This is a genomic window from Slackia piriformis YIT 12062 (genome assembly GCF_000296445.1).
Taxonomy (GTDB): Bacteria; Actinomycetota; Coriobacteriia; order Coriobacteriales; family Eggerthellaceae; genus Slackia; species Slackia piriformis.
In genome coordinates this window covers 1,523,148-1,544,734 of record NZ_JH815198.1, presented here as the reverse complement: position 1 = coordinate 1,544,734, position 21,587 = coordinate 1,523,148, and the positions used below count along the sequence as shown (strand labels likewise).

At 57.6% G+C, this 21,587-nt stretch carries 16 protein-coding genes, 1 tRNA gene and 1 other RNA gene; 16 read left to right on the top strand and 2 right to left on the bottom strand.

Translation table 11 applies throughout. From position 1 onward, the window contains the following. The first annotated feature begins 37 nt into the window (after positions 1-37). The 13 genes from HMPREF9451_RS06865 (at position 38) to HMPREF9451_RS06800 (ending at position 15,695) form a co-directional block, all read left to right on the top strand. Positions 38-1,000, top strand: coding sequence for a vWA domain-containing protein (locus HMPREF9451_RS06865; RefSeq protein WP_009139576.1), 963 nt, complete (start codon positions 38-40; stop codon positions 998-1,000). A gap of 5 nt (positions 1,001-1,005) precedes the next feature. Continuing rightward, positions 1,006-1,974: a protein phosphatase 2C domain-containing protein gene (locus HMPREF9451_RS06860; protein ID WP_009139575.1), complete on the top strand. Its 969-nt coding sequence runs from the start codon at positions 1,006-1,008 to the stop codon at positions 1,972-1,974. After that, on the top strand, positions 1,965-3,182 hold the full coding sequence (locus HMPREF9451_RS06855; RefSeq protein ID WP_009139574.1) for a hypothetical protein: 1,218 nt from the start codon (positions 1,965-1,967) through the stop codon (positions 3,180-3,182). Before HMPREF9451_RS06860 ends, HMPREF9451_RS06855 begins: the two co-directional genes overlap by 10 nt. A 12-nt stretch (positions 3,183-3,194) precedes the next feature. Then, positions 3,195-4,082: a serine/threonine protein kinase gene (locus HMPREF9451_RS06850; RefSeq protein WP_009139573.1), complete on the top strand. Its 888-nt coding sequence runs from the start codon at positions 3,195-3,197 to the stop codon at positions 4,080-4,082. Between the two features lie 116 nt (positions 4,083-4,198). Then, positions 4,199-4,292: signal recognition particle sRNA small type (gene ffs / locus HMPREF9451_RS09685), an RNA gene on the top strand. Positions 4,293-4,500: 208 nt separating this feature from the next. Then, positions 4,501-5,169: a VTT domain-containing protein gene (locus tag HMPREF9451_RS06840; protein WP_009139572.1), complete on the top strand. Its 669-nt coding sequence runs from the start codon at positions 4,501-4,503 to the stop codon at positions 5,167-5,169. 256 nt (positions 5,170-5,425) lie between these two features. Beyond that, positions 5,426-8,521, top strand: coding sequence for a DNA polymerase III subunit gamma/tau (gene dnaX, locus HMPREF9451_RS06835; RefSeq protein ID WP_009139571.1), 3,096 nt, complete (start codon positions 5,426-5,428; stop codon positions 8,519-8,521). Positions 8,522-8,661: 140 nt separating this feature from the next. Beyond that, entirely contained in the window at positions 8,662-8,970 is a 309-nt protein-coding gene (locus tag HMPREF9451_RS06830) for a YbaB/EbfC family nucleoid-associated protein (RefSeq protein ID WP_009139570.1), read from the top strand. Positions 8,971-8,980: 10 nt separating this feature from the next. Continuing rightward, positions 8,981-9,577, top strand: a complete 597-nt coding sequence (gene recR, locus HMPREF9451_RS06825; RefSeq protein ID WP_009139569.1) for a recombination mediator RecR — start codon at positions 8,981-8,983, stop codon at positions 9,575-9,577. Between the two features lie 1,029 nt (positions 9,578-10,606). Beyond that, the gene (gene arcA, locus HMPREF9451_RS06815; protein ID WP_009139568.1) at positions 10,607-11,845 is read left to right on the top strand and encodes an arginine deiminase; all 1,239 of its coding nucleotides are present in this window, start codon (positions 10,607-10,609) and stop codon (positions 11,843-11,845) included. Between the two features lie 105 nt (positions 11,846-11,950). Next, entirely contained in the window at positions 11,951-12,946 is a 996-nt protein-coding gene (argF, locus tag HMPREF9451_RS06810; RefSeq protein WP_009139567.1) for an ornithine carbamoyltransferase, read from the top strand. Between the two features lie 31 nt (positions 12,947-12,977). Then, entirely contained in the window at positions 12,978-13,916 is a 939-nt protein-coding gene (gene arcC / locus HMPREF9451_RS06805; RefSeq protein ID WP_009139566.1) for a carbamate kinase, read from the top strand. A 300-nt stretch (positions 13,917-14,216) separates the two neighbouring features. Beyond that, positions 14,217-15,695 (top strand): YfcC family protein, encoded by a 1,479-nt coding sequence (locus HMPREF9451_RS06800; protein ID WP_009139565.1) that lies wholly within the window; start codon positions 14,217-14,219, stop codon positions 15,693-15,695. Positions 15,696-15,988: 293 nt separating this feature from the next. On the opposite strand, the gene HMPREF9451_RS06795 is transcribed toward HMPREF9451_RS06800, so the two are convergent. Then, positions 15,989-17,272, bottom strand: a complete 1,284-nt coding sequence (locus HMPREF9451_RS06795) for an IS256 family transposase (RefSeq protein ID WP_009139564.1) — start codon at positions 17,270-17,272, stop codon at positions 15,989-15,991. Between the two features lie 335 nt (positions 17,273-17,607). After that, positions 17,608-17,682: transfer RNA gene (locus HMPREF9451_RS06790), tRNA-Val, on the bottom strand. Between the two features lie 370 nt (positions 17,683-18,052). Between HMPREF9451_RS06790 and cpaB the strand changes: the two genes are divergently transcribed. The 3 genes from cpaB to HMPREF9451_RS06775 are packed head-to-tail and all read left to right on the top strand — an operon-like array spanning position 18,053 to position 21,560. Next, complete coding sequence (cpaB, locus tag HMPREF9451_RS06785; RefSeq protein ID WP_009139563.1) at positions 18,053-18,913, top strand: Flp pilus assembly protein CpaB; 861 nt, start codon at positions 18,053-18,055, stop codon at positions 18,911-18,913. Beyond that, positions 18,910-20,241 carry an AAA family ATPase gene (locus tag HMPREF9451_RS06780; protein ID WP_009139562.1) on the top strand — a complete coding sequence of 444 codons (1,332 nt, stop codon included), beginning with the start codon at positions 18,910-18,912 and terminating at the stop codon, positions 20,239-20,241. The genes cpaB and HMPREF9451_RS06780 overlap by 4 nt, the downstream gene beginning before the upstream one ends. Beyond that, entirely contained in the window at positions 20,238-21,560 is a 1,323-nt protein-coding gene (locus HMPREF9451_RS06775; RefSeq protein ID WP_009139561.1) for a CpaF family protein, read from the top strand. Before HMPREF9451_RS06780 ends, HMPREF9451_RS06775 begins: the two co-directional genes overlap by 4 nt. The last annotated feature ends 27 nt before the right edge of the window (positions 21,561-21,587 follow it).

Sequence of the window (21,587 nt, the reverse complement as noted above, 5' to 3'; positions counted from 1 at the left end):
TGCGCCAGCAAGGCGGATTTCGAAGAAAGGAAGAGCCATGATGTTCGCCGATAGGGTTACGAGGGCGTTTTCGGGGTCGGGCGGCCGTGCGCGCCGCGGCGGTTTTTCGGATATGCCGACGCGCGCTTTCTCAAAGACTCGGGTCATGTCGAGGGGAAACGCTGCCTCGAGCTCGTCGTTTGCGGCAGGAACCTCCCGAGAAGACGGTCGGGAAACGATTAATTCGCGCGACTCGCGTTTCGGAGTGCTTCCTTGGGAGGCGAACGTGACGCTTCTTTTCGATGCGTCGAAATCCATGCCGCAAAGCGCCCTTGACTACGTATTCTCGGAGGGATTGCAGGCCATATTCTCCGCTCTTTCCGCCACGCAGGCATCGGCGGGCTATCGCTACAACCTCCGAATCGCGGCCTTTTCGAGCGGCGTGAAAGAGATTCTTCCCTTCACTTCCCTCGAAGAGGCGAAAAAACTGCGCTATCGAGCGCCCCAGGCTGCGGGCGTGACTATGCTCGAAGAGGCCATGCGCGACGTTTTTGGCAAGACTGACGAGCTGAAGCGCGAGCAGGATGGCGCCTATCCCCGACGTCCTCGCGTCGGCAGCCTGGTTGTGGTGGTGACCGACGGCCGTCCTACCGATTGCCACGGTAATCGCCAGCCGCTCTCTCGCGCCTTGGTTCGCGAAATAGCCGAACGCAATGAGACGCGCAAGACCACCACGTTCGCCATAGGCATGGGCAACGCCCACGACGATATTCTCAAAGAGCTGGGTCCGACGAGTTTTTTGTTCGAGCAGGGTTCGTACCGCGAAGTGCCCCACGCGATTCGCTACAAGGGGGAGACCTACGACGATGTAGCCTGCTGGAGGACCGCCTGCGACATCATTGGCAGCGCCTCGTCGAGCCGGTCGGGCTCTCCTTCAATCGTCTACCGAGGAAGCATTGACCCTGTGGCCTGCGAAGACGTTGTCGAAATAGACCCAGAACGCTATGCGATCGTGAGGTGATAGCGGTGAGGTGCTACAGGTTCACCCAGACAGGCGCCGCCCATGCGCTTCGGGGCGGGGGCAACGAAGACGCCTGCCTGCTTGCGCACCGCGGCGACACCGTGCTCGCTTTCATGGCGGACGGCATGGGCTCGGCAGCGTTCGGGGGAGATGCCGCGCGGTTGTGCGTCGATGTTGGAAGCAGGGTGGCATGCGCGGCGTTCGCTCCCCATGAGCTGATGAGCGACGAATCGGGGGCCGTGGCGGTGAAGGCCGCGTTTCTGGCGGCCTTCAACGAGCTGCAGAAGGATTCCGTTCTCGCAAACCATCCGCTTGCCGAGCTGCAGACGACGTTCATGGCGGTCGCCTTCGACGCTCGAACGGGCGTGCTCCGATTTGGCTATTGCGGCGACGGCGGGCTTTTCGTCTGCCTCAAGGACGGTTCGTTCGCCGTGGCCGCTCAGCCCCAGAAGGGCGAAAACGTCAACCTGACAAACGGCGTTCTGGACTGCGACTCGTGGACGTTCGGAAGGCTTGAGAACGTGGCGGGTTTCATGATGGCGACCGACGGATTGTTCGATCGCATGTCGAAGGTCGACGGCAGCGGGCGCGTCATTGCGACGTTGGAGGCGCTTCGGGCGTTCGCCGCCGCGTTTTCCGGTGCTCAGAGCGGCGCCTACTGCAATGCTGATGCCCTGTTCGCCTCGTTAGATGCTGCAGAATCAACGCCGTTTTCCACGGTTTCCGACGATAGGACGGTCTGCGTTGCGGCGTCGGAGGATGTGCGGCTTTCGGCGCTTCGGCTCGCCTCTTTCCGCCCCGATTGCGAAAGACCGTTTTGCAAAGACGATGCAGCCGAGCCTTTGTGCGATGAATCGGTCGCAGGGGGCGATGCTTGGAGTGAATATGTCCCGCTTCCGCTTTGTCGTTCATCGCGCGGGAAGAGGACGGTCATGCGACGGGCTGCGAAGAAGGGGGCATTGCCATGGAGCTGAAGACGGAGACGGGCGCTTCGGTTGCCCTGGGGGAAGAAATCGGCCGCGGCGGACGCGGGTCGGTGTATGCGGCGTTCGGAGGGAAAAAGGCCGTGAAGGTTTTCAAGGGCCAATCCCGCACGGAGCGCCGCCGCAAGAAGGTGGCATGCGAGCGAAAGCTCGCCAAGACATGCGAGGCGTCGGTTGCCTGGCCTCTCGACGATGTGTTCGAAGATGGGTCGTGGGCGGGTTATACCATGAATCGCATTATCGGGCGCGGCCTTGACGAAGTGAGCCACGACGAGGACGTTTCGTTCGTCGATCGCGTCAGGTATGCGCTCGAAGTCTGCATCATTGTCGACGATTTGCATAAAAGCGGCATCGTGATGGGGGACCTCTCCTTATCCAACTTCGTTGCTTCCTGGGGGCGCCGCAGCAAGGTGGTTGCTATAGACCCCGATTCCTTTCAGGTCAAAGACGACGAGGAAGGCGTGTGCTACCCCACAACGGAGAGTCGCGAGAAGTCGCTTGAAATGATCGATCGCGGCAATCTTGGGACGTATTTTCTCACGTCGCGCAGCGATGATTTCCTGCTGGCATGTGCGGTGTTCGAGCTGCTTTTCGGCGTGCATCCCCTCGATGACGGGCGGTCGGATGTTTCTCCGACGCAGTGTCGTCAGCAAAACGCGAAAAGCCGCACGTTCGCCTTCCTCGAGCGTCCGGGTGCGGAGCTTTCGTCTGTCGGCAAGGACCTGGAGGCGCTTTTCATGAGGTCGTTTGCGGGCGATGGAAAGGTTGTTCCCGCAGCCTCGGAGTACGCTTTGGCGCTTGGCGACCTGTTGGACGAACTGTATGACGAGCTGTATGACGGGGGAGGGTCTTTCATGGTGAGGGCTTTGGCTGGATTGGCGAGGATTGTCGGCGTGGTTTTTCCTGCCGTGGTGGCGCTGCTCTGTCTTTGCGTCCTTGCGTTCGATAGCACCGTCCTGTTCGTTGAGACGGCCGATTTGAAAGGATGCGCGCTGGTCTGCTGCGCTCTGGCTGCGGGATCTGCCCTGTTCGGACGGTGGTTCTCGTGTGCGAGCATTGCGGCGACCGCTTTGTTGCTGGGATATTCCGACGCTGCAATGTATGCCGTCTACACCGCCCCGGATACGGTGCAGGCGATATTTTGCGCCGGGGCCAAATACGCGGACGGCGCCTTCGAGGACGCCAGCCTTCTTCTGTAGAGGAGCTAGACCATGCTTTATATGGATGATGCGGCGGGTGCCGTCAAAGGTGGGAATGCGAGCGTGTACAGGGCCTATGACGACGAACGCCTCTCAACGGTGGTGTTGAAGGTCTCAGACGAACGCAAGGGCGTCTTACGTGAGGAAGGATGCACGAAGTCTACCGAGGCGGCCCCGTGCTCTCCCGATGCTATGCTGCGCTCCGAATACGATTTTCTCACGCTGCTTGCTATGCGAGGATGTTCGTGCGTGCCGAAGCCGTATGCGCTGCGCACGGTGTACGCTCCGAGGCGAACGGAGATTCACGAGCGCGCATGCCTCGAGATGCAGCGCCTCGAAGGGACCACGCTCGCCGATGCGCTCGAGGCCCGCGAAAAGACCCTGAGCGAATTTCAAGCGGCGTATCTTGCGTACGAAGTCATGCGCGCGGGGGCTCAGGTACAGCATTGCGGGGTGCTTCACCGCGACGTTCATCCTGGCAACGTGCTTCTTGGCAGCGGAGGGGTCTATCTGATAGATTTCGGCACCGCATGCACCGTCGAAGCTGCGGAAAGGGGAGATGCCCTATGTCTGACCAGCGGATATGAGCCTCCCGAGGCATGCGTAGGGGGCTTATGGAGCAAAGCGAGCGACGTGTACGCCATTGCTCGCACGGTGATTCGTGCGCGATGGGGCCGCCTCTTCGCCTCTCCCGAGGATATCCCTGACACGGTTCTCGGGCGTTGGCTTGCGCGTTGCGTCCAGCTCGAGCCGAAGATGCGCTTCTCGTCATGCGCGGAGGCCGTCTCGTGCCTTGAGGTGGCGCTGTCGAAAAGACCTCTGCTGCGTTGGTCGTGCTCTCCTTCGCTTCGGCGCGCTATGGAGTGGCATCTGGTTGCGAACCACTGCGGAATCGTTTGATCGGGCGATGGTTTATTGCGGCTCGGCTCGCTTTCGTCGATACGTGACGGTTTCGTGACGGCTTTTGGAGCGGAGCATATTTCGGGTATACTTCCCATGTCGAAAACCAGTGCTACGGATGGGCTTGGGCGGCGCCAAGTTTCGAACCTGGTCAGGTCCGGGAGGAAGCAGCCATAAGGGACCGCTGACGAGCGCCCATGCCTATCCGTAGCACTGAGCCTTTACGGCAATGCAACTCGACACCGCAACGGCCTGAGGCGTCCCGTTTTCATCGCAGCCGTGCGCTATGCGTACGGCTGCACGTTCGGGACCTCGGGCTGTTTTCATGATGCAACGAAGCACGCAATCGTTTCGTTTCGGTTGGTTGCGCTCTCCTTCGTACGGTTGCCTTCGTGTCTTTCCAGTCGAAAGGTCTGCCTTGGAAATCATTCAGTTTTTCATGAACCTTCTTTCCGATCCCCGTGGCGCCATTGCGGGATGGATTGTGGCTTTGGGCCCGTTTTGGGTTTACAGCCCCCTCTTCCTGATCGTCTTCGTTGAAACGGGCTTAGTGTTCTTTCCGTTTCTGCCTGGCGACTCGCTGCTGTTCGCGGCCGGTGTGTTTTCTGCCGATGGCGGCGGCCTGAATATATGGGCCACTCTGTTCATCTTCTACGCAGCAGCAATTTTGGGTAATACGTCCAATTACTGGATTGCTCGATTCTTCGGATCGCGCATCATCGACTCGGGCAAGGTGAAGGCCCTGACCCCCGAGCGCATGGCCAAGCTCGATCATTTCTTCGCAAAATACGGCGGCCTGACCATCATCATTACGCGCTTTATGCCGTTTTTCCGCACGTTCGCGCCGTTTATTGCCGGTACCGGCCATATGAACTTCGCCAAGTTCACCCTGTTCAACGTTATAGGCGGCGTTTCGTGGGTCACTTCGTTCGTTTTGGTGGGATACTTCTTCGGCGGCATTTCGTTCGTGCAAGAGCACTTTGAGGTCATTGTGCTCGGTATCGTGGCTGTTTCCGTTGCGCCGGCGATTATCGGTGCCATCAAGGCTGCGATGAACTCGCGTAAGAAAAAAAAGGAACAGGCGTAGTTCGCGTTCTTTCCGATTAAAACGACTGACGAAGCCGTTGCGCTCGATGATGCGCGGCGGCTTTTTCTGTTGCGGCGTATGAGCTTTCCGGCGCAGATGGCGGCATGCGCGGTGCGGAAAGTGGGCCGTGCATGCGGTGTGCAAGGCCCGACGGGCGGCTTCAAGCGGTTCTGTGGCGAATGCGCGACGCCGTTTTCTATCTCTTATAATGTCGTGAAACACTTGTGCGAACGAGGGAAATCGGAGACGCAACGCTATGGCAGAGGCATTGTATAGAAAGTATCGTCCGCAGACGTTCGAGGACGTGGTGGGGCAGACCCATATCGAACGCACGCTGAAAAACGCCATCGAGTCCGATAAGGTCAGCCATGCGTATCTGTTTTGCGGGCCGCGAGGCACGGGCAAAACAACCACGGCTCGCTTGCTGGCCAAGGCGCTTCTGTGCGAGCACGGTCCCACGCCTTCTCCCGACGGTACGTGTGAACAGTGCCTTGCCATCGCCGAGGGGAACCACCCCGATGTCAACGAACTCGACGCCGCAAGCCGTACGGGTGTAGAGAACGTGCGCGAAGAAATCATCGGGCGCGTTCAATACGCTCCCACGCGTGGGCGCTATAAGATCTACATCATCGACGAGGTCCACATGCTGTCAACGGCGGCGTTCAATGCGCTTCTCAAGACGCTCGAAGAGCCGCCGAGCCATGTTGTTTTCGTCCTGTGCACCACAGATCCCCAGAAGGTTCCCGAAACCATTCACTCGCGTTGCCAGCGCTTCGACTTCCATCGTCTTTCCAACGACGAGATCGTGTCGCGTCTTGGTGCGGTGTGCATGGCCGAAGGAGTGGAGTTCGAAGGCGATGCGCTCGACCTTGCCGCGCATCGCGCGCAGGGCGGAATGCGCGACGCTCTCACGACCCTTGAACAGTTGATCGCCTTCGGCGGCGGAAAAGTGACGCTTGAGGTCGCGCAAAGCGTTCTTGGCTCCATTGATGCAACCGATATTTCGACGGTCGTGAACGGCATCGTGAAACGCGATGCCGCCATGTGCTTCACCTGGCTTTCCGAGTACGTTGAAACCGGGGCCGATCTTGCGCGATTCGCCCGCGATCTGGCCGCCTATATACGCGATCTCTATGTGCTGTGCCTGACCGATGGCGCCCTTGCGGTGGATGCCCCTCAGGCTTCGCGCGCTTCCATGGCTGCGGAAGCCCAGGCTTTCGGAGCCGACAGACTGTCGTATGTATTGCGCGTTCTGGGGGATTTGAACAACGAATTGCGCACATCGACCAATCCTCGTCTTTCTTTCGAAATCGCCCTCACGCGCATGGTCCGTCCCGAAAGCGACCTGACTCTCGAAGCGCTCGCGGCGCGTATTGCTGCTCTTGAACAGCTTGTTGCGTCTGGTTCGCTGTCCTCCTCGGCCGCAACCAGCGTTGAGGCTTCGCGGCCCCATGAATCTGCAGGGAGCCTTTCGGTCCGGTCTTCTGCGGGTTCGGCTTCTCCCATTCGCGACCAGAAATCGATCAGTGACGCGTCTCGTCCTTTCGAGGAAGAGGGTCCCAATCCCATGATGATGCGCGCTTCTTCGGCCTCCGCGTCGAGCGGGCCTGCTCGACGCGAGATTTCGCAGCCTCAGACGACGCCGCAGATGCAGGCGTCGGTTCCCCCCGTATCAGGGGGGTTCCGCTCTCCCGAGCAGCGTCCTGTTCCATCTCAGGCATCGCCCGCGGTCGTTCCTCCCGCAACGGTGATGCATGCTGCTGCGGCAATGGATAGGGCGGCGGCGTTTCGGGCGAAGCTTGAAGAGCGCAGGGCTGCGAATGCGGCAGCTCGACAGGCGGGTGCGACCGCGTCGCGTCCTCCGGCGTTTTCCGAGGGCGCGTATGCGGCTTCCTCGACGGCGGTTTCTGCGCCGGAGTTTGCTCTGCGCGCGGATGCTCGCGGCGGCGACGTTTCCATGCCTCATTTCGATGGGGCTCGGGACGCTTCGTCGGCCGCGCTTTCCCGAGAAGGCTCGGACGCTTCTGCTGCCGCCTTGTCTCAGAATGCGCCGATTTCTTCCGGGGAGGCTTCTGCGGATGTGAGGGCAAAACTGTCCGACCCGTCGGCGCTTCAGCGCTGCTGGAAGGCGGCCATAGCCGATCTTAAGCGTCAACGGGCAGCTTATGGAGCCCTGCTTCTTTCCGCGCGTGCGAGCGTCTCTCCCGACGGTGCCAAGCTTCTCATAGAATTCTCCCAGGAGAACACGTTCGCCTTCTCGGCTGCGCAAAAGCCTGATTTCGCCCAGGCGGCATCGGCGGCTTTGCAGGCGGCGTTCGGCGGCTTCGTTCCCTTCGAGGTCATCCAGGCAGCTTCGGCCTTCGCTCCTCGCGCTGCAGGTGGCCAGGGGTTTGGGCAGGGCGGCCAGGCGCCGGCTTCTTCTGCGCCGACATCGTTCGGCGGCGCTCCTTCGTATGAAGACGACGATCGGGTTCCGTATACGGACGCAGATGTTGCCTCGTACGCAGACGACGTGGTTCCCTACGATGATGCGGACGCGTTTTCGTATGGTGAACAGGAGGCACCGGAAGAGGGCGTCGCGCTGGCCGAATCGCCTGCTCCTGCATATCGCGCACCATGGGATGCTGCAGACTCGCTCGATGCGTCTCAAGAAGTACCTCAGAAAGAGCCAGCCTCTCCGGCATCTTCTGCGTCTTTCGGTTCGGCCGAATCGACGGATGCCGCCTTTGAGGTTCCATCCGGCTCGGATGGTCGTGTCGTTTTGGGCGTAGCAGGTCCTGAGCCTGTTGACCCGTACATTGTGGGCAAAAAACTCGGGTTCGATTCGATGCCTCAACCGAAAAAGCGGCATAAGGGGATGATCGATCCGAAGGGCTGGCCCGAGCGAGGCGTTGATGCTTCGCAATCGAACACGCCCGCTCTTTCCCAGGAGCCGGCTGGTTCTCAAGTTGTTTGCGCGGGCGGCTCTTCATCGCAGAATGCAACGGATGCCGCGTATTCGCGCGGCGTTGCCGAAAACGCTGATGCAGGGGCAGAAGCTTCAGGCCAAGATGGCGCTGCGGAACGCGATGCAGCGGGCACGGCGTTCTCTTCTCCGAGAGAGGCGGGTGCCGCAGCGTCCCCCATGGGAGCGGGCGCCGAATCGGCGGATACCGTTGCTGTCGCTTCGTTTGGTGCCGTGCCTGCGCGACCAAATCCGTTCGCCTCACGTCCCATGCCTGCAGGAATCGGAGCTCAAAAACCTGACGAGCAGGTGTTTTCTGCAAGCGGTCTCTCGCACGGCAACGAAATGGACGTCGCTGACATATTCGGCTCGTTCGGCGTTTCGTTCGACAGCGTGCAGGAGGAGTAATTCGATTTATTATTCGTCATCGCGGGCGAGCGGTGCGTTTGACCTCTTCGGTATGATAGGCTTTCGGTCGCAGCGTGCTGTGCGCTGCGGTGAGAGAAGAAAAATGCGTGCCGCTCGGCACATGGAAAAGGAGATTTGCCATGGATATGAAGGCAATGATGCGCCAAGCTCAGAAAATGCAGGTCGAGCTTGCAAAAGCGCAGGAAGAGATCAAGAGCATGACCGCCGAGGCAACCGCTGGCGGCGGCATGGTGAAGGTCGTTGCTCAGGGCGACATGACCATTCAGTCCATCGTCATCGACCCTGCGGCCGTCGATCCCGAAGACACCGAAATGCTGCAGGACATTGTCACCGCTGCGGTGAACGAGGCTCTTCGCGCCGTTTCCGCGCAGGGCTCTGCTCGCATTAATGCTGCGACCGGTGGCATGAACATCCCGGGCTTGATGTAGGAATCGGTTCGTGGAATCTGCTCCCGCCATCCAGAGGCTGCTCGACGAGCTCGAACGCATGCCGGGCATAGGCCCGAAAAGCGCTCAGCGAATTGCGTATTGGATGCTTAATTCCGATCGAGAGACCGTGCTGCGTCTTGCCGAGGCCATCGTCGAAGTGAAGGAAACGGTGCATTTTTGCTCGAGATGTTTCAACTACGCCGAAGACGAGCTATGCGAAATATGCTCTTCGGCGAAAAGGGACGCTTCGGCCATATGCGTGGTAAGCGAGCCGCGCGATATTGCGGCTATAGAACGGACGGCGGTTTTTTTCGGCACATACCATGTGCTAGGAGGCGCTTTGTCTCCTATGGACGGCATCGGCCCTGATGACCTTCATATTGCCGAACTCATGCAGCGCCTCGCAAGCGGGGAGGTAAAGGAGGTCCTGATTGCGACGAATCCCAATGTTGAAGGGGAGACTACCGCGGCGTATTTGGCGCGACTTATCAAGCCTCTGGGAGTCGAGGTGACAAGGCTCGCAAGCGGTTTGCCCGTCGGGGGCGATCTTGAGTTCGCGGACGAGATCACGCTGGGCAGGGCTATAGAAAGCCGGCGCGTCTTGTAAGGATGGCGTCCGAAGTTTCCGGCGTCCTTTATTGAAAACGGTCTCGCGTAGTATTCGGGGCAAGGAAGGCGTCTTCTGCCGGGGAGAATTGGTATCTTTTTCCCAGGCGAAAGAGTACAATGCTTGTATATTACAGAGGCGAAATAGCTTCGGTAAGGATGAGGGTTCTGTTAATAGGAGGGGAACAGAACCCTCTGTCTTTGTATCGGGCGCATTCGCAAGCTTGATTTATGCACGATATCGCACGTCAGGGCCGCCTGGGCTTTGAGCCGCGTCTTTCGAGTCTGGATTTAGAAATGAAAACCCAGACTCGAAAGACGCGGTTTGTCCCAGGCGGTCTTTTACGTTGATGCAGCGTGGTCGGATATTGCAGCAGCGTGTGGCTCCTTCTTCTGTCCGTACACATGCTTGCGGGTCGTCTGCACCGAGCAAGGTATATATAACCGTTTGCCGAATCCCTCTCTTTCGCACATAAATGAATAAAAGAAATTCTTTTCATCATCTTCGCAAAGGGTTTTGCCTTGCGACGGCAAAGGGACATCGCGAAGAGAAAAGAGGCCATTTCGCATTTTCTGAGTCGGTCTTTTTTCGATTGCGAAGATCCCGGCTTCATTTATATGTAAATGCATACTAAAGTAAATATATGCATTATATAAAAACAATATGCAGAAAAACCAGCATAAAATGAATAGTATGGCAGACAAAAGAGAATTATCCGTAAAAAAATGCATATATGCATGAGTTGTGTAAAACCGAAAATCACTCATCACGTAAAACTGTTGATTAATTTTAGATGTATCGACGGAATTTAGTGAATAGCAAAAAATTTGATTCAAATTAGCGCGAATTAGCCTCAATAAGGCGTTTGAAAATATTAAGTTTTGGATAAATGTCAAATAAGATACAAAAAAGTGAGTTTCCCCAGTTCAATGAGGTAAAAAAAAGACTTGCAATTTTGTGCGATGGGGGCGATGATGACTTAGTCGGATTTGGGAAGACCGACAAGAGAGAGGAAAAAAGGAGGCTCACATGAAGGGTATTCATGTAACGAGCGAAATTGGCAAGCTTAAGCAGGTTTGCCTTCACCGTCCTGGTGATGAATTGCTGAACCTTCCGCCGTTCGAGCTCGAGCGTCTGCTGTTTGACGACGTGCCGTTCTTGGAAGTTGCTCAGGCTGAGCATGACCGCTTTGCCGAGCTTATGCGCGAGCAGGGTGTCGAGGTTCTCTACCTCGAGAAGCTGGTTGCCGAGGCTTTCGATGCCGACCCGACCGCTCGCCAGGATTTCTTGGAGGAGTATCTCGCCGAGGCCGACATCAAGGGCGGCAAGGCAATGGTTCAGGTTGTTCGCGAATACCTGGAATCCATCGAAGATAACTTCGAGTTCGTCAAGAAGACCATGGCTGGTATCGCCAAATCCGAAATCGACATGCCCACGGCGCTCGACTTCGAATCCATGGCATTCTCCGGTGAGCAGTCCGATCTGGTCATCGACCCCATGCCGAACCTGTACTTCACCCGCGACCCGTTCGCGACTGTCGGTGAGGGCGTCAGCCTGAACCATATGTACTCCGTCACTCGTAACCGCGAGACGCTGTACGGCAAGTATGTCTTTACCCGTCATCCCGAGTATGCAGGAACCGCATTGTGGTACAACCGCGATGCCAAGTTCAGCATCGAAGGTGGCGATATCCTGAACCTGAGCAAGACGGCTTTGGCCATCGGTATCTCTCAGCGTACCCAGGCTGCTGCTATTGAGCAGATTGCTCAGAACATCTTCTGGAAGACCGAGGGCTGCCTGATTGAGAAAATCTTCGCCTTCGACATTCCTAACAACCGTGCAATGATGCACCTTGACACCGTCTTTACCCAGATTGATATGGATAAATTCACCATCCATCCCGCAATCATGGGCACGCTGCGCGTCTTTGAAATCACCAAGGGCGCACACGAGGGCGAAATCGAGGTCAAAGAGCACACCGATTCTCTCGAGAAGATTCTCGACTACGCTCTCGGCGTTGACGGCGTCAAGCTGATTCCCTGCGGCGGTGGCGACCCGATCGCAGCTGCTCGCGAGCAGTGGAACGACGGTTCCAACACGCTTTGCATCCAGCCTGGTCAGATCGTTGTCTACCAGCGCAACAACGTCACGAACGACGTTCTCTACAAAGAGGGTCTGGATCTTCTGGTTATGCCTTCCGCTGAGCTGTCCCGTGGTCGTGGCGGCCCGCGTTGCATGAGCATGCCGTTCCAGCGCGAGGACCTCTAACAATTATCGCGACCCCGCCCGTGAATAGCGGGGTCGCATTATTCTCTTTACTTTGCCGTTTTAGAGACCTATATGGGAGGTCTCTAGTAAGAAAGGATGGACAAAATGGGTGTCAATCTTAGCGGTCGCAACTTCATTCGTCTCCTTGACTTCACCACGGAAGAGATTGAGTACCTGCTCAAGCTCTCCAAGAACTTCAAGGACATGAAGCGTGCTGGTGTTCCCCATCGTTACCTCGAGGGCAAGAACATCGTTCTTCTGTTCCAGAAGACCTCTACCCGTACCCGCTGCGCATTTGAGGTTGGCGGCATGGATCTCGGCATGGGCGTGACCTATCTCGATCCCGGCAGCTCCCAGATGGGCAAGAAGGAGTCCATCGAGGACACCGCTCGCGTTCTTGGCCGCATGTATGACGGCATCGAGTTCCGCGGCTTCGCTCAGGCTGACGTCGAGGAGCTCGGCGCAAACGCTGGCGTTCCTGTCTGGAATGGTCTGACCGACGCATGGCATCCCACTCAGATGCTCGCTGACGTTCTCACCATGCAGGAGAACTTCAACTACGATCTCAAGGGCCGCACTGTCGTCTTCATGGCTGACGCTGCTAACAACGTTGCTCGTTCCATGATGGTTGTCTGCGCTAAGCTTGGCATGAACTTCGTCGGCTGCGCTCCCGAGACCAACTGGCCCGACGCTGAGCTCGTCGAAGAGTGCAAGGCTATCGCTGCTGAGCACGGCGCAACCGTCAAGCTGACCGCTGACGTGAAGGAAGCTTGCACCGGCGCTGACGTCATCTACGCTGACGTTTGGGTTTCCATGGGCGATCCCGACGAGGTTTGGGCTGAGCGCATCAAGAACCTCGAGCCGTATCGCGTTACCAAGGAAGTCATGTCCTACGCTAATGATGACGCTATCTTCCTGCACTGCCTCCCCGCATTCCATGACACCAACACCGTCATTGGCGCTGAGAAGGCTGAGCAGTTCGGTCTCACCGAGATGGAAGTTTCCGACGAGGTCTTCGAGTCCAAGCAGTCCAAGGTCTTCGACGAGGCTGAGAACCGCATGCACACCATCAAGGCTGTCATGTACGCTACCTTGAAGTAAAGTCTTCTGAGTATTAAGAGGTAAATTAGCTATGGCAAACAAGCGTCTCGTTATTGCCCTGGGCGGTAACGCTCTCGGCAATACCCCCGAGGAGCAGCTCGAGCTGGTTTCCAACACCGCTGCTCCCATCGTTGACCTCATCGAAGAGGGCTTCGACGTCATCGTTACCCACGGTAACGGTCCCCAGGTCGGCATGATCAAGGTTGCAACCGACAACTCTGCGACGAAGGTGGGCGGCACCCCGTCCATCCCGTTCCCCGAGTGCGGTGCTATGAGCCAGGGTTATATCGGCTATCACCTGCAGCAGGCTATGCAGCGCGAGTTCGCTCGTCGCGGCATGGACAAGGCTTGCGCTTCCATCGTGACGCAGACCGTCGTCGACGCAGCCGATCCTGCTTTCCAGGATCCCACCAAGCCCGTTGGCGCTTTCTTCACCGAGGAAGAGGCTGCCAAGCTCATGGAGGAAACCGGCAACAAGTATGTTGAGGATGCTGGCCGTGGCTGGCGCTGGGTTGTCGCTTCTCCCGCACCGGTTCGCATCGTCGAGCTTCCGCTGATCAACAACCTCGTCGAGGCTGGCATGTGCGTCATCTCCACCGGTGGCGGCGGCATTCCCGTCATCGAGGAGGACGGCGGCTACAAGGGCGTTCCTGCCGTTATCGACAAGGACCGCTCCGCTGCACTGCTCGCTGGCGAAGCTAACGCTGATATGCTGGTCATCCTGACCGCTGTCGATCGCGTTTGCATCAACTTCAACAAGCCGGATCAGCAGGAACTCGCTTCCATGACGATTGCCGAAGCTGAGAAGTACATGGAGGAAGGTCAGTTCGCCAAGGGTTCCATGCTGCCCAAGGTTGAGGCGTGTCTCTCCTTCGTCAAGGCAAACCCGAACGGTAAGGCCCTGATCACCTCTCTCGAGCGTGCTAAGGAAGCTCTTGCTGGCGAGACTGGTACGGTTATCACCGCTTAAGTCTCCTTCGGATTTTGTTCTTTCTTGTCTGCCGAGGGCATTGTGCCCTCGGCAGATTATTGGATGGCACATCTTGCCGTCAATGCGAGCTTTTCAGGTAGGGGTGCCTGGTGGGCTCGTTGAATCAGTTGGGTATGGTGACACCGACTGTCGGGATTCGACGCATCAGGGGTGATTGCGGAGAATCTCGATTCCATGGGATGTAGTAGGGGTGCTCGTCTCATGGGTATGCGCACTTGCATGCACATTCATACGTGCTTCGTCTAAACGATGCTCGTTAGCCCATTTGAAAGGGACAACATGGCTGACAAAGTTAAAAAGAAGAAGGACCCTATCAGTTCCTTCAGTATCCTCCTTATTTTGCTGGTCGTTCTTGCCGTCGCTTCTTGGATCGCGGCAGCGGCTACTGGTGGCGTCGTTACCGGCGCATCTCTTTCTAATATTCTGACTGCTCCCATTTATGGTTTCGCAGGTGCTCCTGAGAGTATCGTCGAAAGCTCCGTCAATCCCGAAACGTTTCCGGGTGGCGCTCTCGAAGTCTGCTTCTTCGTCATGATTCTGGGCGGTTTCTTGGGCGTTATGACCAAGACCGGTGCGCTCGATAACGGCATCGGAGTGCTCGTCAAGAAGCTTCATGGCAACGAGCTTGTTCTTATTCCGATTCTGATGATTCTGTTTTCGATCGGCGGTACGACGTACGGTATGTGCGAGGAAACCGTTCCGTTCTACGTCCTGCTTGCCGCTACGATGTATGCGGCCGGCTTTGACGTCATGGTCGGATCGGCCGTGGTTCTGCTCGGCGCAGGATGCGGTGTTATCGGTTCTACCGTTAACCCGTTTGCGGTCGGTGCTGCCGTTTCTTCTCTTATCGATGCGGGTATCGAGGTCAACCAGGGTATCATCATTGCCCTCGGCGCTATTCTCTGGATTGCCACTACGGCGATTTCCATCATCTACGTTATGAAGTATGCGGCGAAAGTCAAAAAAGACCGCGGTTCCACGATTCTTTCCCTGCAGGAGCAGGCTGACGAGAAGGCCCACTTCGGCAAGGACGGCGATGCTCAGGACGAGATTACGCTGACCGGTCGTCAGAAGGGCGCGCTTGTCGTTTTCGCAATCGCCTTCGTCATCATGGTTATCAGCTTCATTCCCTGGGAGGACTTCGGCATCAACATCTTCACCGGATGGTCTGCCGTCGTTACGGGTCTTCCGTTGGGACAGTGGTACTTCCTTGAGGCCGCGTGCTGGTTCTTCGTGCTGGCCATCATCATCGCTGTTATTGGCGGATTGTCTGAATCCGAAACCGTCAAGGCGTTCATCGACGGTTGCGCCGACATGATGAGCGTTGTCATGATTATTGCTTTGGCTCGTGGCGTTTCCATTCTCATGGCTGAAACCGGAATGTCTGACTGGATTCTGCTGAATGCGTCCAACGCGCTCCAGGGTGTATCCGCGATTGTTTTTGCGCCGGTCTCTTGGCTGCTGTACGTCGTTCTGTCTTTCCTGATTCCCTCCAGCTCCGGCATGGCTACCGTTTCTATGCCCATCATGGGTCCCTTGGCTGCTAACCTTGGTTTCTCCGTCGAGACTATGGTTATGATTTTCAGCTCCGCCAATGGCTTGGTGAATCTGTTCACTCCTACATGCGGAGCCATCATGGGTGGTCTTGCAATTGCAAAGGTTCAGTATGGAACGTGGCTTAAATGGGTCTGGAAGCTTCTGGTCATTCTGGCCGTTGTCTGCCTGGTTGTGGTCACGACCGCTATGATGATTCTGTAAGCAAGTCATTTTTTCGGACTTCAAAGAAGCAACCTTCGGGTTGCTTCTTTTTTGTCTGGATTCGGTTTTGGGGCTATAGTCCGGTTTTCCTATGGGGGCATAAGAGGCCCAGCGGACAAGATGGTAGGAAAGCTTTGGGCAATAGGTGGTCTTTCAGCAGAAAGGCGGTAGTGTCGCGGATGCTGGTGTAAGCCGTTCCAGCGAGGAGCCGCCGAAGGCGGCCCGAGCGAACGGCAATTCGAGACAGGGAGGGGCTTTGGCCCTCGCCTTGACCTGGAATCTGGCTGGATATGCTACGCCGCCTCGACCCTTTCCGCAAGCTCGAGGCTCGCGAGGATCATCTTTCTCGCCTCTTCCATGAGCTCGGCCGCGGACTTTTCAGGGGCGGACGGCGACGCGGCGCGCCCTTCGTCGTAGAGCTCCTGCATCTTGTCGAGCGCGAAGTAGCGCGATTCCGACCAGATCTCGTCCTGCTCGCACATCGCGGCCCCGACCAGGCGTTCCAACGACTCCTCCGACGGGAACACCTGCACGACGCGGCTGCGGCGCTTTATCTCGCGGTTGGCGCGCTCCTGCACGTTGTTCGTGCGCAGGCGCTTCCAATGCGAAGGCGGGAATCCCAGATAGGCGAGCGCGTCGGGCTCGGCCTCCCCGGCCACGACGGCGGCCTTGGGGCAGCAGTCGCGCAGCATGTCGCAGGCCACGTGGTACATGGCCTGCGCCGTCGCGGCGTCTTTGGCGCGAAACACCGGCGAGAGCATGCGGCCGACCCTCCTCTTGAGCTGGCGCGACCCCGCCTCGCGCATGCAGTCGCGCATCAGGTGGACGACGCATCTCTGCCAGGAAGCGCCCTGGAACACCTCTTCGATCGCCCTGACCAGGCCTTTATGGGCGTCGGAGGTCACGAGCTGCACGCCGCGCGCGCCGCGGTCCTTGATCGAGCGCAGGAAACCGAGCCACGAGTCGTACGACTCCGTGTCCACCACCGACAGGCCGAGGACGCGCCGCCAGCCGCCCTCGTCGCAGCCTATCGCGGTCACCACCGCGGTGGAGCAGACCCTTCCGCCCCGGCGGCGCTTCACGTATGTGGCGTCGAGCCACAGATACGGCGTGCGCGATTCGCCCAGATCCCGCCCGAGCAGCTCGGCCACGTCGGCATCGAGGTTCTTCGCTATCGCGCTGACCTGGTCCTTCGACAATTTGGAGATGCCGAGCTTCTCGGCGACCCGCTGCACTTTGCGCGTCGACGTGCCCGTGGCGTACATCTCGGCAACCGCCGCCACCACTGCGCGGTCGACGCGCTGGTAGCGCTCGACGATATCCTCGGGGAAGAAGCTGCCGCTGCGCAGCTTGGGTATGCGAAGCGTGATGTCGCCGACGCACGTCACGAGGTTGCGCTCGCGGTAGCCGTTGCGGCTGTTGGCGCCTCCTGCGCACAGCTGGTCGGCCTCGGCGTCCATTATCGCGTTGACCACGTCCTCGGCGAGCGTCCTTATCAATTCCCGCAGGTTGATCGAACCGTCCTCGAACCTCGGCATCGCGGCTTGCGCGGACATGCTTTCTGCTAGACTTTCCATTGCGGCCCCCGACCTTTCTCTCGAATCTGTTATGTCAGCTATTCCGGATTCTAAGGCGAGGGCCGCTTTCCCTCAAAGCCATCTCAATTTGCTGCGCTTACACCAACATTTCTGACGCGATCAGAAAGGCGCAAACATGTTCGCAGGACGGGCAGCGGACGGTGGGGCAATTTTGCAAACGGGAGCTGATCGGCTTGGCATTCGTTTTGCGTAAGAAACGTCTCGTGCAAGAAACAGGTAGAAGCCCTTTTTGTCCCAAAGCCCTATAGTTCTGGATTCCTCCCTGAGAATGGTTGCACAAAAAAAGCTGCCAATGGCAGCTTTTTTTAATTCGATGGTGGGCGATGAGGGATTTGAACCCCCGACCTTGTGCTTGTAAGGCACCTGCGCTCCCGCTGCGCCAATCGCCCGTGAGCAAGAAGTATCTCACATTATTGAGGAAATGTCACGGGAAAAGTTTGCGAGAACTCAAGGCTCGATGCATTCCAATGTGCTCGCTTGCAGGCGAGGGCAAAGTTGCGGCACGGTTGCTGTAGCGCCCGTCTTGCCTGTTCGTTTCGCCTGTGTGGATTTCTAGCACCTAGGACCTTTCCTGATCTACAGAAAGGATAAGAGATGGGCTGAGATGAGTGAAGAGCTTGGCAGAAAACGCAGAGTAGCCGGTAAGAAGCAAAGGGCTGCGCTGGCGGAGAAAGTGAAGCACGGGCGTTCATCATGATGTCTGCAAGTCGAAGGCAATCGCATCGGCCGCAGTACACGAGGTGAACAACAGGAGGTTCCATGCGTCGGAAAGCGAATCTAATTGCGGGAGCCGTATGCGGCGCGCTATGCGTCTCAAGTGTGCTCGCCTACGGCGCAGAGGTGCAGAACTCGTTTGAGAAAGAGCGCGCCGAGGTTCTTGAGCGCTATGGGGGCGAACAAGTCGAGGTGTGCGTGGCCACGGAGGATATAGAGGTTGGAGACGTTTTGGGAAGCGCCAATACAGAGAAGCGTCTCTGGCTGGGGGAGCTGCTTCCAGAGGATGCTGTGTTTAGCGTCGAGGATATGCAGGGCAAGCCCGTATCAAGCCCGATATACCAAGGGGAAGTGATCACGGAGCGACGTTTTGAGAAGAGCGAACATGTGGCCCTCCAAGTTCCTGATGGACTATGTGCGGTGAGTGTGCCAGCTAAATCCGTTTCGGCAGTGGGAGGCTCGGTCGAAGCGGGCTCTTACGTGGATGTGTATGCCGTATCGGGGGCAGCCACCGACTGCATTGCGTCGGGTGTTCTCGTCTTGTCCACAAGCTCCACGGAAGAGCAGTCGAAATCGGACGAGGATATTGCGTGGGTGACGCTTGCCGTAGAACCTGATCTTGTCAAAGAGGTCATTACCGCAGCGCAGAAAAGCGAGCTGTACTTCGTGCTTCCCGCTGACGACGAAGTGAGCGCCAACCGGGCAGAGGCAGACGACGAGCGGGTGAAAACGGATGGAGAGCGGGTTGGGGCGGATGCCGATCGAAGCGAAGCGGACAGTGAGCAAAGCGAATCGAGCGTCGAGCGAAGCGAATCAGGTGTTGACCAAAGCGGGTCGGACGGAGGAGAGGCCAAGACGGGAGTAGGGCATACGGAGGAGAAAACAACGGAGGACGGTGAGCAATGACGAAGCGAGTGCTGCTTTGCGCGGACGGTCAATCGCTGGCCAATCCGACGCTTCTGGGGCTTGATGACGAGCGACTGGATTCCATTTCCTGGCTCGCTTGCGTCTCGTCCGCCGAATCGTGCAGGAGAACCGCGCATGCGACAAGTTCTCTCGAGGAGCTCTGGGTTGTGTCTTGCGACGACATGGACCCAATCAATGTTGCGGCTGCGCTGAAGAGGGACGATCCCGAAAAGCGGGTCTATCTCGTCTCTTTCGGAAATAACGGCTCTCTTGCGAGCAGGGCCGCCGCTGCGAAGCTCGATGGCGTGCTGAATGAGCTGCTGTTCGTGAAGCGCTACGAACAGGTGAAACGGGCCTGTGGCATTCAGGGAAAAACACTGAGCCTGCAAAGTGACGAGGAGTTTTCTGGGCAGGGGGCAAAGGGCGCGAAGGGGACGGGTTGCCTCCAAGCGGAATGTGGCGTCTCTCCTTCGCGCGCGATAACTGAGCCGCAAGCCCTGCGCGATCCTTTGCCAAGATCCCCGATTTCGGCAAAGGAGCCGAAGGCAACTACGATTGCGGTTGTATCGGGAAGCGGCGGGTCTGGGAAAAGCACTATAGCGGCGGTTCTTTCGCTCCTTTCGAAGAATGCAGGCTTGTCAACCGCGGTTCTTGATGCTGACCTGCAGTTCGGTGATATGGACTATCTACTTGGCGTTCAAGAGCCGATTCGCATAGAGGACATTGCGGAAGATGGAGGAAGGCTGCGAAACCTTGCGGGCCAGGGTGCAAAGGAAAGGCCGGCTCTTGTTGCGGCGCCAAGGAGAATCGAGACATCGGAAGTCGTTGTCTCGGAGATTCCGAGAATACTCGAAACGCTGAAGAGCATGTTCGATGTCGTGATCGTCAATACCGGCGCATTCTGGTCGGACTCTCAGGCCATGGTTCTTGAATCAGCAGATTCGGTCGTGTTCGTCATGGACGCTCGTCCGTCCTCGTTGCGCGCAACCGCCCATGCCATGGAGCTGTGTGTGCGCTTGGGGGTTGCCACGACGGGTTTCACTTTTGTGGTGAACAAGCATGAGAAAACGAGCTTGCTTTCAGCGGTTGATGTCGCATGCGCGCTTCATGGGGTAAAAGCGTCCGAGGCTCCTTATGGAGGGCGCGATGTGGATGAGCTGCTTGGTGCTGGATATCCCGAAGAACTGATTGCTTCGAAGAATTCGTTCGTCGAGGCGATGGCGGATTTGCTGGAGAACCTTCTTCCCGACAAGAAGAGGGAAGTGGTTGGGAGGGGGAGAAGAACAAGGAAGAAGAGGTCATTTTTCTCGAGAGGAGGACGGCCATGACGCTTATGGAGCGTGTGAAAGTTGCGGAGGCGGAATGCGGAAGCATCACTTCGGTTAGCAGGGATGCGTGGATGCTTGATGAGCTGAAAGACGAAGTCGGCGCCGTTATTCCGGGAGATGTCCTGGCCTCGCTTTCTGTTGAGAATCCTAAGCGTGCGCGAAGCGAGCTAAGAAGGGCGGTCCAGAGCATATACGCCCGGCCGAAATGGGCATCGCGTCCATCCGATACGAAAGACCGCATATTCTCCGATTTGGTCGATGTTGTTTTCGGGCTGGGTCCGCTGCAGTCGCTCGTGGAAGACGAATCGGTGACCGAGATCATGGTGAACGGAACGAAATCGATATTCATCGAACGCGAAGGAAAAATAGAGCCATGCGGGCCGCTTTTTTCGAACCCTGCTCAGCTCAGAGCGCTTATCGACAGGATTCTTGCTCCGCTTGGCAGACGCGTTGACGAGAGCAGCCCCATGGTCGATGCTCGCCTTCCGAACGGTCACCGCGTGAACATCGTCATTCCGCCGATAGCGCTCGATGGTCCGACGATTACTATTCGCAAATTCACCGACAAGGTCATGTCTCTTGAGGAAATGGAGAGCAAAGGGTCCTTCGACGAAAGGGTGAGTCTTTTATTCGCCTGGGCGGTGAAAGCGCGCAAGAACATCGCCGTGTGCGGAGGAACGGGCAGCGGCAAGACGACGCTTCTGAATGCGCTGTCGTGCATCATCGCAAAAGAGGAACGAATTGTCACGATTGAGGATTCGGCCGAATTGCGGTTCACCGAGCATCCTCATGTCGTGCGGCTCGAATCGCGCGCTCGCAACGCAGAGGGGGTCGGAGAAGTCTCCATTCGAGATCTTGTGCGCAATGCGCTTCGAATGAGGCCGGACAGAATCATCGTGGGGGAATGCCGGGGCGCGGAAGCTCTCGATATGCTCCAGGCCATGAATACGGGTCACGACGGTTCTCTTACCACCCTTCATGCTAATTCGCCGAAGGACATGATTATGCGCTTGGTGACGATGGTCCGTTACGGCGTAGACCTGCCTGTGGACGTTATCGAACGCAATATAGCATCCGCAATTGACCTGGTGATTCAGGTGGCTCGATACAAAGACGGCAGGCGCTTTGTAAGCGAAATATCCGTTATCGAACAGGATGGACTCGAGCCGTGCGCAACGCGGCCTCTTTTCGAACGCAGCGGTCTTGATGCGTGCGGCACGTGGCACGCGTTGCCTGCATGGGTGGAAGAGTCGGTTGCTCAGGGGCTCGTAAAGGAAAGCGAGGTGAAGCGATGGAGGCAAGTGCCATGTTGTTCGTAGGGTGCACATCGGGTTTTTTCTGCGCTG

Excerpts from the sequence above, each read along its gene's own strand:
- argF (WP_009139567.1), top strand. The coding sequence starts at position 11,951 with ATGGGTGTCAATCTTAGCGGTCGCAACTTCATTCGTCTCCTTGACTTC.
- arcC (WP_009139566.1), top strand. The coding sequence starts at position 12,978 with ATGGCAAACAAGCGTCTCGTTATTGCCCTGGGCGGTAACGCTCTCGGC.
- HMPREF9451_RS06780 (WP_009139562.1), top strand. The coding sequence starts at position 18,910 with ATGACGAAGCGAGTGCTGCTTTGCGCGGACGGTCAATCGCTGGCCAAT.
- HMPREF9451_RS06800 (WP_009139565.1), top strand. The coding sequence starts at position 14,217 with ATGGCTGACAAAGTTAAAAAGAAGAAGGACCCTATCAGTTCCTTCAGT.
- dnaX (WP_009139571.1), top strand. The coding sequence starts at position 5,426 with ATGGCAGAGGCATTGTATAGAAAGTATCGTCCGCAGACGTTCGAGGAC.
- HMPREF9451_RS06795 (WP_009139564.1), bottom strand. The coding sequence starts at position 17,272 with ATGGAAAGTCTAGCAGAAAGCATGTCCGCGCAAGCCGCGATGCCGAGG.
- arcA (WP_009139568.1), top strand. The coding sequence starts at position 10,607 with ATGAAGGGTATTCATGTAACGAGCGAAATTGGCAAGCTTAAGCAGGTT.
- HMPREF9451_RS06865 (WP_009139576.1), top strand. The coding sequence starts at position 38 with ATGATGTTCGCCGATAGGGTTACGAGGGCGTTTTCGGGGTCGGGCGGC.
- HMPREF9451_RS06775 (WP_009139561.1), top strand. The coding sequence starts at position 20,238 with ATGACGCTTATGGAGCGTGTGAAAGTTGCGGAGGCGGAATGCGGAAGC.
- HMPREF9451_RS06830 (WP_009139570.1), top strand. The coding sequence starts at position 8,662 with ATGGATATGAAGGCAATGATGCGCCAAGCTCAGAAAATGCAGGTCGAG.
- HMPREF9451_RS06850 (WP_009139573.1), top strand. The coding sequence starts at position 3,195 with ATGCTTTATATGGATGATGCGGCGGGTGCCGTCAAAGGTGGGAATGCG.
- cpaB (WP_009139563.1), top strand. The coding sequence starts at position 18,053 with ATGCGTCGGAAAGCGAATCTAATTGCGGGAGCCGTATGCGGCGCGCTA.
- HMPREF9451_RS06855 (WP_009139574.1), top strand. The coding sequence starts at position 1,965 with ATGGAGCTGAAGACGGAGACGGGCGCTTCGGTTGCCCTGGGGGAAGAA.